This window comes from Mycobacterium sp. TH-M106, assembly GCF_057473765.1.
On sequence record NZ_JBYCLE010000443.1, the window covers coordinates 1 to 11,948 of the forward strand.

Consider the following 11,948-nt stretch of genomic DNA (forward strand, 5'->3'; position numbering starts at 1 on the left):
CGTATTCGACGTAAATCCGCATCCCGGTGGCTAATTCGGACGGGTAGAGCACGCCGAGCTGGGGGCGATAGGTGATCCGCTCCGGGGTGACGAACTCGATGGTGGACCGTCGTGGACCGGCGCTGAGCACTTCGGCTTCCGCAACCCCCAGATCACGCTCGATGGAAAGGTCGTTGCGCCATGCGCCGGCCACCAGCAGCACCGACTGCAGCGTCACCAGAGCGGCTGCGATCAGCACGGTGATCCGAGACCACCGAAGCAGGCGCCGGGCCGGTGTGGCGGGCAGGGCGCCGTTGCTACCGTGAATGATGTTGTACAGCAGTTCCTTCGGCGACTTACGCCAGAGTGACCTCACAGTGCTCACAGAGCGGCCTTGATGGCGGCGTGCAGCGCCCGCAGCGACGACCGGTCCGCTTTGACCTCCAGCACCCGCATCCCCGTGACCGGCTCGCCCAGTGCCGCTGCAAGCCCGTCGGTCTCGATCTGGCGGGCTTCTACGTGGTAGGCGCGACACAGCGCGCCGACGTCGACGTCGTGCGGGGTGCCGAAGATTCGCGAGGACACATCGGAGAACCGTGGGTCGCCGGTCTCCAGCAGTTCGAAGATGCCGCCGCCGTTGTCGTTGGACACCACGATGGTCAACCGTCGCGGGGTCGGCTCGGTGGGGCCGATCAGCAGCCCGGAGCTGTCGTGAACGAAGGTCAGGTCACCGATCAACGCGACCGTGCGTGCGGCGGAACCGCCGGCCCGGACCTGCTCATGGACCTGTTCATGGGCTAGAGCCGCCCCGATCGCGGTGGACACGGTGCCGTCGATGCCGGCCACTCCGCGGTTGGCGCGCACCGTGACGCCCTCGGTGCGCAACCCGACCAGCGCGGCGTCACGCACCGGGTTGGATGCCCCCAGCACCAGCTGGTCACCGGGGCGCAGCGCGTCGGCCACCGCGGCGGCGACGTGCAGGCCGGTGGTCAGCGGGTGCGCCGCCAGCTGGCCGCGCACCGCGGCCAGCGCGTGGGCGTTCAGCTCCGCGCAGCGGCGCAGCCAGGCCGGGCTCGGCTCCCCGGTGGTGAGCGCCCGGGTGCCGGTGGCAGCCGAGTTGCCCGACACGTCCGGCCAACGCGGTCCGGTGGTCAGCGCGTACACCGGCACTTTCGCGTCGGCCAGCAGCACCGACACCGGCCGGTGCAGGGTGGGGCGGCCGGTCATGATCACCTGCTGCGGGCGCAGCAGCGGCAGCGCCAGCGGGTGCAGCGGATTGGCTGCGGGCGGCGCGGTGGGCTCGGCGACGGTGGGCAGCGCCGCCAGGTTGGGGTGCACCCCGGCGCCGTGCCCGGCGATCACGACGGTGTCCGGTGTCAGGTCGATATCCAGCGGCTGGTCGAAGCTGACCGGCGGGGTGTAGGTCCACGGCCTGCCGTGCGGTCGGCCGTGTGGGCTGAGCGGGCTGGGGCCGTGATCGTCATGGTCGGGCACCAGGGGCTCACGCAGCGGGATGTCGAACTGCACCGGCCCGGCGTTGGCGGTGCGGGAACCGGTGGCGGCGGCCAGCACTCGGCAGGTGGCCGAGCGCCAGGTGGCGTTGAGTTCGGCTATCCGCTCGGGCGCGTCTTCGGCCAGGCCCAGGCTGATCGCGGCGCGGACCTGGGTGCCGAAATAGCCCAGCTGCTCCATGGTCTGGTTGGCGCCGGTGCCCAGCAGCTCGTAGGGACGGTTGGCAGACAACACAATCAGCGGTACCCGCGCGTAGTTGGCCTCCACCACCGCAGGACCCAGGTTGGCCACTGCGGTGCCCGACGTCATCGCGACGCAGACCGGCGCCGTGCTGGCGCCGACCGCCAGCCCGATCGCCAGATAGCCGGCGGTGCGCTCGTCGATGCGCACATGCAGCCGGATCCGGCCTGCCCGGTCGGCGTCGTCGAGTGCGAACGCCAGCGGCGCGTTGCGCGAGCCTGGGCACAACACCACGTCGCGGACGCCGCCGCGAATCAATTCGTCGACGACGACGCGGGCCTGTAGCGTCGAGGGATTCACCACCAGCCCAGCGTAACCAGCAGGCTCAGCCTGCCTCGGCGAAGAACCGCAGGGCGGCTTGGTTCACATCGTCGGGCCGTTCGAGGAAACCGAGATGGCCGGCGTCGGGGATCTCCAGATAGCGCCCGTTGGGCATCGCGTCGGCGACCTCACGGCAGAGGTGCGGTGGGGTGATCACGTCGTCGGCGAAGCCGACCACCAGCACCGGCTGCGCGATGTTGCGGTAGGCCGCCAGCCGGTTGCCCTGCGGAGCCACGTCGAGCTGGCAGCGCAGCCCCGGAGTCTGCTTGACCGGCCACATGGTGAACATGGCAATCCAATCCATCACGGCCGCGTCGTTATTCAGTGTCTTCGTCGAAAAGCTTTCCAGCAGGCGGACTTTCGCGTCGTATGCGGCGGGCAGCCTGACTCCGGATGCGGCCAGCGCCGCCTCAGCGTCGTAGAGGAAGCTGCGGGTGTGGTCATGTCGGCCGCGGGTGCCCATCAGCACCGCCGAGCGGACCAGCTCGGGCCGGGCCAGCATCAACTCCTGGGCGATGAACGCCCCCATCGACGTCGCGACGATGCGGGCCGGGGCGGCGCCCAGGGATTCGATCAGCTCCGCGGTGTCGGCCACCATGGTTTGGGTGGTGAATCCGGACGCGTTCTCGGTAGCCCCGATACCGCGGTTGTCGAAGGTGATGACGCGGTAGCGGGCCATCTCGAACTCGCGCACCTGGTGCAGATGCCAGCCGCGTCCCGCGCCGCCGCGGCCGGCAATGAACACGACCGGCTTGCCTGCTGGATTGCGGTCGTCGTACGCGAGGTTGGTCACGGGTGTGAAGGTACGCGAGGGCCTAGATGTCGGGACGCTCAGCCTCCGCAGCCCAGCTTGTGAAGCGTCACGACAACAGCGGTCAGATGGGCTACCCGTCATGGGCGATGAAGATGGCGTTCAAGAAGATGTACTTCCGCACCGGCGGCAAGCCCGCGTCCTGGGGGATGCCTGCCACCGAGTTCACCATGGACCGGCTCCCGCTGCCGTGACGTCGCAGCGAGTCGATGCCGGTCGCAGCGGCGTGGTCAGGCGTGGTCAGGCACTTTGGGCCGTCGCAACGGCCCGGGCTAAAGCGTCGGCACGTTGGATCATGCGCTCCGACAGCTCGAGGAACTGGTGCTCAGCCCCGGAGACTACATACGACGAGTAACCCAACGTATGTACTTCCGTCGCGAATCCCTGCAGGTCATGAGCTACTTGTTGCAACCTGGTGTTTTCTGATCTGTCCATCGAAAGAACCAATCTTCGTTTGGGACGTGGGACTATCGACCAATCCTGCGCACAGTGTGCGCCCGGTAGCACCGGCCGGCCTAGAGTAGGCGGCTACTCTAAAAGCCGGTAACAGGCCTTGACCCGCTCGATCCACCACTGCCGTCGCGCCGGGGATGCGGCCAGCGCCTGCAGCCGCGCCGGGTCGGGTTGCACCGGTGCGATCGGCAGGTGGCCGTCCACCGGCGGCGGGATCTCGGCTGGGTCCGTCACGTCCTCGGCGAACAACCCGCCGGTACCCAACCCGCAGGCATGCTCGCACGTCGGCAGGGCAGCGGCAGCACGGAGTCCGGCGGCGATGCCGACGGCGGAATCCAGCGCGCTGGAGACCACCACCGGGATGCCGATCTGGGCGGCTATCCTCAGTATCGCCGAAATGCCGCCCAGCGGAGCAACTTTGAGCACTGCGATGTCGGCGGCGTCGGCGCGGGCCACCGCCAGCGGATCATCGGCTTTGCGGATACTTTCGTCGGCGGCGACCGGCACGTCGATGCGGCGACGCAGGGCGGCGAGCTCGGCAACTGTGGCGCAGGGCTGTTCGATGTACTCCAGCGGGCCGGTGGCGGTCAGCGCCGCCGCGGCAGCGACCGCCTGCTCGACGGTCCAGCCGCCGTTGGCGTCGACCCGCACGGTGGGGACCAGTGCGCGCACGGCCTGCACGCGGGCGACGTCGTCGGCCAGCGTCTGGCCCGGCTCGGCGACCTTGACCTTGGCGGTGCGCGCGCCGGGGAAGCGGGCCAGCACGTCGTGTACCTGGTCTGCGGCGACCGCGGGCACGGTGGCGTTGATCGGAATGCGGTCGCGGCGAGGTGGCGGCGGCGCCCGGTAGGCCGATTCCAGCGCTGCGGCCAGCCAGTGCGCGGCCTCGGGCGGGCCGTACTCGAGAAACGCGCCGAACTCACCCCACCCGGCCGGCCCGTCGACCAGGGCCAGCTCGCGAACGGTGATGCCGCGGAACTGCACCCGCATCGGCAGAGCGACCACGTGCAGCCGACCCAGGATGTCGTCCAGCGGCGGCGGCGGGGACATTGCTCTATGGTATCGGGATGGAGCGCAAACGCCTTGAGTGACAACTCCTTCAATCCGTTCGACCCGAAAGCCTGGCGGCCGGTTGACGGGTTCGCCGACCTGACCGACATCACCTACCACCGTCATGTCACCGACGCCACGGTAAGGGTGGCGTTCAACCGGCCGGAGGTGCGCAACGCCTTCCGCCCGCACACCGTCGACGAGTTGTACCGCGCCTTGGACCATGCCCGCATGTCAGCGGATGTCGGGGTGGTGCTGCTGACCGGCAACGGACCGTCGCCCAAAGACGGCGGCTGGGCGTTCTGCTCCGGCGGGGACCAGCGCATCCGCGGACGCAGCGGCTATCAGTACGCTTCCGGCGACACCGCCGAGACCGTGGACACCGCTCGGGCCGGACGGCTGCACATCCTGGAGGTGCAGCGGCTGATCCGGTTCATGCCCAAGGTGGTGATCTGCCTGGTCAACGGCTGGGCGGCCGGCGGAGGACACAGCCTGCACGTGGTGTGCGACCTGACCCTGGCCAGCCGCCAGTACGCCCGCTTCAAGCAGACCGACGCCGACGTCGGCAGCTTCGACGGCGGCTACGGGTCGGCGTATCTGGCCCGCCAGGTGGGGCAGAAGTTCGCCCGCGAGATCTTCTTTTTGGGCCGCACCTACACCGCCGAGCAGATGCATGCGATGGGTGCGGTCAACGAGGTCGTCGACCACGCCGAGTTGGAGGCGGCGGGCCTCCAGTGGGCGGCTGAGATCAACGCCAAATCGCCGCAGGCCCAACGGATGCTGAAGTTCGCGTTCAATCTGCTCGATGACGGGCTAGTGGGCCAACAGCTGTTCGCCGGCGAGGCCACGCGGCTGGCCTACATGACCGACGAGGCCGTCGAGGGCCGCGATGCGTTCCTGAACAAGCGCGCCCCGGACTGGAGCCCCTTCCCCCGGTACTACTGAGTCCTGGCTACTGCTGAGCCAGTCGCCTGTCCCTAGACTCAGCCCATGAGCACAAGCCCGTCGCGCAGGCTGAAAGACCTGATGTGGAGCGCCGGCCTGCGGCCGCCCATCCCCGCGCAACTGTCGTTGCACCGGCCGGCCAACAAGGTGGTCGACCTGAGCGGCAAGCGGGTGCTGGTGACCGGTGCCTCGTCAGGCATCGGCGAGGCGGCGGCGGTGAAGTTCGCCCGCCGCGGCGCAACGGTGGTCGCGGTGGCCCGCCGACAGGATCTGCTCGACACCCTCGCGCAGCGGATCACGGCCACGGGCGGCACGGCGATCGCGATCCCCGCCGACCTGTCCAAGTACGACGCCGTCGACGCATTGGTCACCGACGTCGAAGAGCGTCTCGGCGGGGTCGACATCCTGGTCAACAACGCCGGCCGGTCCATCATCCGCCCGTTCGCCGAGTCGCTGCAGCGCTGGCACGACTTGGAGCGGACCATGGCGCTCAACTATTTCGCCCCGTTGCGGTTGGTCCGCGGATTCGTGCCGGGGATGTTCGAGCGTGGCGACGGGCACATCATCAACGTCGCGACCTGGGGTGTGATGTTCGAAGCGTCGGCGAACTTCGGCGCGTACAACGCGACAAAGGCCGCACTGGCATCGGTGAGCAGGGTGATGGAGACCGAGTGGTCGGGCCGCGGCGTGCACGCGACGACGCTGTATTACCCGCTGGTGGCCACACCGATGGTCGAACCGACCAAGGCCTTCGACGGCCGGCCGGCGCTGACCCCCGACGAGGCCGCCGACTGGATGATCACGGCGGCGCGCCACCGGCCGGTGCGGATCGCGCCGCGCACCGCGCTGGCCGCCAAGGCGATGGACACCCTGAACTCGCGATGGTCCACCGAGTGGGCCAAGTCGCAGGTCATCCAGCCCGGGGGCCGCTGATGGAGAACTCATGGAGATTTTAGCCAGCCGGGTGCTCTTCCGGCCGGCGGACTATCAGCGCTCGCTGCGCTTCTACCGCGACGAGATCGGGTTGGCCATCGCCCGCGACTACGGTGCCGGCACGGTGTTTTACGCCGGCCAGTCACTGATCGAACTCGCTGGTCACAGCGCACCCGAACACCCCGATAGGCCGTTTCCCGGCGCGCTGTGGCTGCAGGTGCGCGACGTCGCCGCCACCCAGGCCGAACTGGAAGGCCGCGGGGTGCCGATCGCACGGACCGCCCGCCGCGAACCGTGGGGCCTGAACGAAATGCACGTCACAGACCCCGACGGCGTGACGTTGATCTTCGTGGAGGTGCCCCCCGACCACCCGTTGCGCCGGGACACCCGCCGGGACCCGCGCCGCGACGATGAGGTCGGGGCTACCTCACGCTCGCCGGGAGATCGGTGCTCATGATTCGCAGCGCGCAACGTTAACTGCGGGATAACGGTGGGGAACCAGTCGAGGTACATCGGCTTTTCACAGCTGCAATCGTTCGACAGCGACACCGCCCTAGCGCCAGAATTAACGTCGTGATGCCCCGTGAGCGTTGAGCTCCTCCTGTTGGTCATCGTGGTGATCACCGCGCTGGGATTCGACTTCACCAACGGCTTCCACGACGCCGCCAACGCGATGGCCACCTCGATCGCCAGCGGCGCGCTCCGCCCGAGAGCAGCGGTCACGCTGTCGGCATGCTTGAACCTGCTCGGCGCCTTCCTGTCCACCGCCGTCGCGGCGACGATCGCCAAGGACCTGGTCAACGCGCACCTGGTGACACTGGAGCTGGTGTTCGCCGGCCTGGTCGGCGCAGTGGTGTGGAACCTGCTGACTTGGCTGCTCGGTATCCCGTCGAGTTCGTCGCACGCGCTGATCGGCGGCATTGTCGGCGCAATGCTGGTCGCCGTCGGCGTGCATGGGGTGATCTGGAGCGGCGTGGTGTCCCGGGTGATCATTCCAGCGGTGACGGCCTCGATGCTGGCCGTCGTGGTGTCGGCGACGGCGACCTGGCTGACCTACCGGTTCACCCGCGGCGTCGGCGAGCGGCGCAGCGAGGAGAGTTTCCGCCGTGGCCAGATCTGCTCGGCGTCGTTGGTCTCACTGGCGCACGGCACCAACGACGCGCAGAAGACCATGGGCGTGATCTTCTTGGCGCTGATGTCCTACGGCACCGTCAGCAAGACCGCCACAATGCCGCCGATGTGGGTGATCGTGTGCTGCGGGATGGCGATTGCGGCGGGCACCTACTCCGGCGGCTGGCGGATCATCCGCACCTTGGGCAAGGGCCTGGTCGAGATCAAGCCACCGCAGGGGATGGCCGCCGAGTCTTCGTCCGCGGCGATTATCCTGCTCTCCAGCCACTTCGGCTATTCGCTGTCCACCACGCAGGTGGTGACCGGGGCCGTGCTGGGCAGCGGCATGGGCAAGTCCGGCGCCGAAGTGCGCTGGGGGGTCTTCGGCCGGATGGTGACCGCGTGGGGGGTGACGCTGCCGTCGGCGGGCATCGTCGGTGCCATCACCTACACCGTGGTGCACGGGATCGGCGGCTACCTCGGCGCGTTTGTCGGCTTTGCACTGCTGGCCGCGGTGGCGCTGGCCATCTGGCTGCAGTCGCGCAAGCCGACTATCGACGCCTCGAACGTCAACGGCGAGTGGAAAGGCAGCCTGACGGCTGGAGTGGGGTCACCCACCGGTCCGGTTACCGGTCCCGTTGCCGAGCCGGCTCAAAAGTACGCGGCTGAGTGCGCGGTCGATTCACCGGCGGCTGTGCCGCGGCCCGCCGCCGAAGCGCCGGCCGCCACCGCCGCCGACCGATGAGTGCCTGGTTCAACTACACCGCCACGGTAAAGATCCTGATCTTCGGACTCCTTGTCGGCGCCGGGCTGCCAGCGCTGTTCGCACTCGGTGTCCGGCTGGGCGCGGCGGGTACCGGGGGTGAGGGCGTCGCCGGCGAACAGTCCGGGCAAACCCGCCGACGCCCGGCGCTGATCGGGCTCAGCTGGGCGATTTTCGCGCTGGCGCTGGCGGCCGTCGTCCTCGGCGTTGTGTTCATCGCCCGCGACTTCATCGCCCACCACACCGGCTGGTACATCTTCGGTGCCACGCCCACGTAACGTCTCTGGAGTGGGCGAGATGTTTGACAGCGAGGCCAAGTTGTCGTGGGTGCTGGCCGGCCTGGCCGGCCTGGTGGGTGCCACGGCGTATACCCACTCCGCCGGGTACTTCGTGACGTTTATGACCGGGAACACCCATCGCGCGGTGCTGGGCTTCTTCCGCGACGAACACTGGCTGGCGTTGTCGGCCACGGTGCTGATACTCGCTTTTCTCACCGGCGTGGTGAGCGCGTCGTTGTGCCGACGCTACCTCTGGCCCAACCGGCCGCACGGCGCGACGGTGCTGACCACGCTGGCACTGGTGTCCGCGACGGCGTTGGATATCGCCGTCGCCGGCGGACCCGCACTTCCGCTGCCGCTCCTGCCCATCGCGCTGGTGACTTTCGGGGTGGGGACGTTGAACACCACGTTTATCAAGGATGGCGAGGTGTCGATCCCCTTGAGCTATGTCACGGGAACATTGGTGAAGATGGGTCAAGGCATCGAACGTCACCTCAACGGGGGAACGTGCGCGGACTGGCTGGGATATTTTCTCCTGCTCGCCGGATACTCCTCCGGCGTCGCCGTCGGCGGATTGGTCAGCCTGCTCACCGGCGGTACCCAAATGCTCGCGGCCGCCAGCGTGATCTGCGCACTGACCACCGGATACACCTATCTGTATGTCGACCGACACGGGCTATGGAAATTGTCGTAAGGATCGGCACCAGCGCCGCAGGTACGCCGCTGTCGATCGCGATGTGATTCGAGCCGGATTTGGCGTGCGGGAACCCAGTAGGCCTAACAGTACGTGCTGTTGGGCGAAGTCGAACCCCCGGGTGAAGACCATATCCGCCCTTGTTCTTTTGGAATTCGCACTTCAGACACAAGCCCGTGGACGGTTCTACACCGAAATATAACTAAAAGGTTTTTAGTCTATATCAGTGGAGTACGGTGTCAGGTATTTGCCGCAAGCTCCGCTGGATTGCGAGCAATCGCCATGTGAGTCGGCCTACAGCGTTTTTACCTTGCAAGCTAACCTGCTGAGCTTCCGTCGAGTCCTCGTCGGCAGCAAGTTCGGCCATCTTTGCAGCACCGTGGGCGCGATCCGCCGGGCGCGATCCGCCGGGCGCGATCCGCCGCAAACCGCCGCGCGGACAACGGAATCGGCCCTCACCAGAGACTGCGACGCAACCCACGATGACCGGGGTTGATCGAGCGGCTGCTGGCGACACCTCGACCCTTGACCTGGCCATCGAAGCCGCTTAGCTCACCACAACCACCAAACACCCAAGGAGACACAATGTTCACAGATTTCGCGATGCTGCCGCCGGAGATCAACTCCGGCCTCATCTACAGCGGCCCGGGTGCGGGCTCACTGCGGGCCGCCGCAACCACCTGGGATCAGCTCGCCGCTGAATTGCAGTCCAGCGCCGAGAAATACCGAACGGTGCTGTCGGATCTCACCAGCGTGCACTGGCACGGTCCAGCGTCGGCGGCGATGACCGCAGCGGCCACCCCCTACGTGAATTGGTTGACCACCAGCGCCGCGCAGGCAAGCCAGACGGCCACCCAGGCGTGGTCTGCGGTGGCGGCATTCGAACAGGCACGCGCGATGACGGTGCCCCCGCCGGTGGTCTCGGCCAACCGCACGCAAATGGCATCGCTGACAGCGACGAACTTCTTCGGCCAGAACACCCCGGCGATCACGGCCACCGAGGCCGCCTACGCCGAAATGTGGGCACAGGACGCCACCGCGATGTACGGCTACTCCGGCGCTTCCGCGGCGGCGACAAAGCTGACGCCGTTCACCTCCCCTCAGCAGGCCGTTAACCCGGCCGGGCTCACCGCCCAACACACCGCGGTAGCCCAGGCCGCCACCGACGCCGCGGCCACCGCGCCCGCGGCGGCGTTGCCTGGCGGCATCATCCCAAGCGGAATCTTGCTGCCGGAAGACTTCGTTGCCCTGGATGGCATATTGGCTGTCTTCTCCGGGATGTCAGCTACCCGTAATGGGTTTGCATTAGTCAACGGGGCCCTCGGAAACCACAAGATGATCAGCGAGTTGACCAAAGCGACGGCTACGGCGTCGGAGTCTGCGCCGCGCGGGCTCGCCGCCGGGCTCAGCTCCGCGAACCTCGTCAGCGAGGTGTCCAGGGGCGGGCTGTCTGCCGGTGGTCTGGGCGGCGGGGTGTCGGCGGCCATGCGCGGCGCGGGTTCGATCGGCCCGATGTCGGTACCCGCGGCCTGGGCTGCACCGGCTGCCGCTAACGTCACGGTGCTCTCGCACACGCCGTTGACCACGCTGCCGACCAGCGAGGCGGCCGAGGCCGCGGGGTCCGGAATGCCCGGGATCCCCGGCGTGGCCATGACGGGGAGCGGGCGCGGCGGAATCGTCCCCCGATACGGTGCCCGGCTCACCGTTATGGCGCGCCCGCTGTCGGGGGGGTAAAGAGCACGAGTTGTGTTCATCGCCCGCGACTTCATCGCCCACCACACCGGCTGGTACACCTTCGGCGCCACGCCCACGTAGCATCGTGGTGGCCGTGCACCCGGCAGCGGTCGACAGCCCGCTGACTGGAGGCTGAGGTGGCGTGAACAGGTTCCTCGACGCAGTCGTTTCGTGGTTGCGCGCCGGATATCCCGATGGCGTTCCGCCAACCGACTACATACCGTTGCTGGCGCTGCTGTCTCGGCGGCTCACCGGTGACGAGGTCAAGGAGGTTGCCGGCGAGCTGATGCGGCGCGGCGAATTCGACCAGATCGACATCGGGGTGATGATCACCCGGGTCACCGACGAGCTGCCAGCACTCGACGACGTGGAGCGGGTCCGGCAACGGCTCGCCGCCAACGGCTGGCCGTTGGACGACTGCCGAGACACCGGGGGCCTCAGATAGCCGTCCTGCGCGCCCTGGCCGTCACGCCGGGCAACGCGGTGGCATCGCTGATGCCGGCCCTGCAGCAGGCGCTGGCCGGCCGAGGCGACGCGCTGGTTCCGGTGCCCGCCGGTGATCGATCGTGGCTGCCGGCCGTCAAGGCTCTGCGGGTGGGCGAGCCGATCGCCGATGACGTCGCACTGGTGGTGACGACGTCGGGAACCACCGCGGCCCCCAAGGGCGCCCTACTGACCGCCGCCGCACTGACCGCCAACGCCGCCGCCGCCCACGACCGCCTCGGCGGACCGGGCCGCTGGCTGCTCGCGCTGCCGCCCTGCCACGTCGCCGGAGTGCAGGTGCTGGTGCGGAGCGTGCTGGCCGGGACGGTACCGGTCGAGCTGGACGTCACGGCGGGATTCGACCCCGCCGCACTGCCCGCCGCCGTCGCGCAGCTGGGTTCCGGTCGCCGTTACACCTCGCTGGTCGCCGCTCAGCTTGCCAAGGCCCTAGCCGACCCGGCCGCGACGACCGCGCTAGCCGAGCTGGACGCTGTGCTGCTGGGCGGCGGGCCGGTGCCGCAACCGATCCTGGACGCTTCCGCCGCAGCGGGTGTGGCGGTGGTGCGCAGCTACGGCATGAGCGAGACCGCCGGCGGGTGTGTCTACGACGGCGTCCCGCTGGACGGGGTCCGGCTGCGCGTC

The 11,948-nt window shown here is 68.5% G+C and carries 13 protein-coding genes and 1 pseudogene; 10 read left to right on the forward strand and 4 right to left on the reverse strand.

Features of this window, described 5'->3' with window-relative positions:
* The 3 genes and pseudogenes from AC2VOP_RS15755 to AC2VOP_RS15765 all read right to left on the reverse strand — a co-directional run.
* Positions 1–355 (reverse strand): annotated as a pseudogene (locus AC2VOP_RS15755) (DUF3592 domain-containing protein); the annotation flags it as partial.
* Between the two features lie 5 nt (positions 356–360).
* A complete protein-coding gene (menD, locus tag AC2VOP_RS15760) occupies positions 361–2,031 on the reverse strand; it encodes a 2-succinyl-5-enolpyruvyl-6-hydroxy-3-cyclohexene-1-carboxylic-acid synthase (protein ID WP_486961868.1) in 1,671 nt (556 codons plus the stop codon).
* Between the two features lie 25 nt (positions 2,032–2,056).
* Positions 2,057–2,845: an alpha/beta fold hydrolase gene (locus tag AC2VOP_RS15765; protein ID WP_486961857.1), complete on the reverse strand. Its 789-nt coding sequence runs from the start codon at positions 2,843–2,845 to the stop codon at positions 2,057–2,059.
* 26 nt (positions 2,846–2,871) lie between these two features.
* Here AC2VOP_RS15765 and AC2VOP_RS15770 point away from each other — a divergent pair, with 26 nt between their 5' ends.
* The gene (locus tag AC2VOP_RS15770) at positions 2,872–3,057 is read left to right on the forward strand and encodes a hypothetical protein (protein ID WP_486961858.1); all 186 of its coding nucleotides are present in this window, start codon (positions 2,872–2,874) and stop codon (positions 3,055–3,057) included.
* Between the two features lie 334 nt (positions 3,058–3,391).
* On the opposite strand, the gene AC2VOP_RS15775 is transcribed toward AC2VOP_RS15770, so the two are convergent.
* A complete protein-coding gene (locus AC2VOP_RS15775; RefSeq protein WP_486961859.1) occupies positions 3,392–4,366 on the reverse strand; it encodes an o-succinylbenzoate synthase in 975 nt (324 codons plus the stop codon).
* 33 nt (positions 4,367–4,399) lie between these two features.
* Between AC2VOP_RS15775 and AC2VOP_RS15780 the strand changes: the two genes are divergently transcribed.
* From AC2VOP_RS15780 to AC2VOP_RS15820, 9 genes are all read left to right on the forward strand, one after another.
* Complete coding sequence (locus AC2VOP_RS15780; protein WP_486961860.1) at positions 4,400–5,311, forward strand: 1,4-dihydroxy-2-naphthoyl-CoA synthase; 912 nt, start codon at positions 4,400–4,402, stop codon at positions 5,309–5,311.
* Between the two features lie 45 nt (positions 5,312–5,356).
* On the forward strand, positions 5,357–6,244 hold the full coding sequence (locus AC2VOP_RS15785; RefSeq protein ID WP_486961861.1) for an SDR family oxidoreductase: 888 nt from the start codon (positions 5,357–5,359) through the stop codon (positions 6,242–6,244).
* A 10-nt stretch (positions 6,245–6,254) separates the two neighbouring features.
* Positions 6,255–6,701, forward strand: coding sequence for a VOC family protein (locus AC2VOP_RS15790; RefSeq protein WP_486961862.1), 447 nt, complete (start codon positions 6,255–6,257; stop codon positions 6,699–6,701).
* Positions 6,702–6,827: 126 nt separating this feature from the next.
* Entirely contained in the window at positions 6,828–8,099 is a 1,272-nt protein-coding gene (locus AC2VOP_RS15795; RefSeq protein ID WP_486961863.1) for an inorganic phosphate transporter, read from the forward strand.
* Entirely contained in the window at positions 8,096–8,395 is a 300-nt protein-coding gene (locus tag AC2VOP_RS15800; RefSeq protein ID WP_486961864.1) for a hypothetical protein, read from the forward strand. The genes AC2VOP_RS15795 and AC2VOP_RS15800 overlap by 4 nt, the downstream gene beginning before the upstream one ends.
* Positions 8,396–8,414: 19 nt before the next feature.
* Positions 8,415–9,089 (forward strand): YoaK family protein, encoded by a 675-nt coding sequence (locus tag AC2VOP_RS15805; protein WP_486961869.1) that lies wholly within the window; start codon positions 8,415–8,417, stop codon positions 9,087–9,089.
* Between the two features lie 585 nt (positions 9,090–9,674).
* On the forward strand, positions 9,675–10,823 hold the full coding sequence (locus AC2VOP_RS15810) for a PPE family protein (RefSeq protein WP_486961865.1): 1,149 nt from the start codon (positions 9,675–9,677) through the stop codon (positions 10,821–10,823).
* A gap of 142 nt (positions 10,824–10,965) precedes the next feature.
* Complete coding sequence (locus AC2VOP_RS15815) at positions 10,966–11,268, forward strand: DUF3349 domain-containing protein (RefSeq protein WP_486961866.1); 303 nt, start codon at positions 10,966–10,968, stop codon at positions 11,266–11,268.
* 50 nt (positions 11,269–11,318) lie between these two features.
* A partial coding sequence (locus AC2VOP_RS15820; protein ID WP_486961867.1) for an AMP-binding protein occupies positions 11,319–11,948 on the forward strand: 630 nt, incomplete at its 3' end.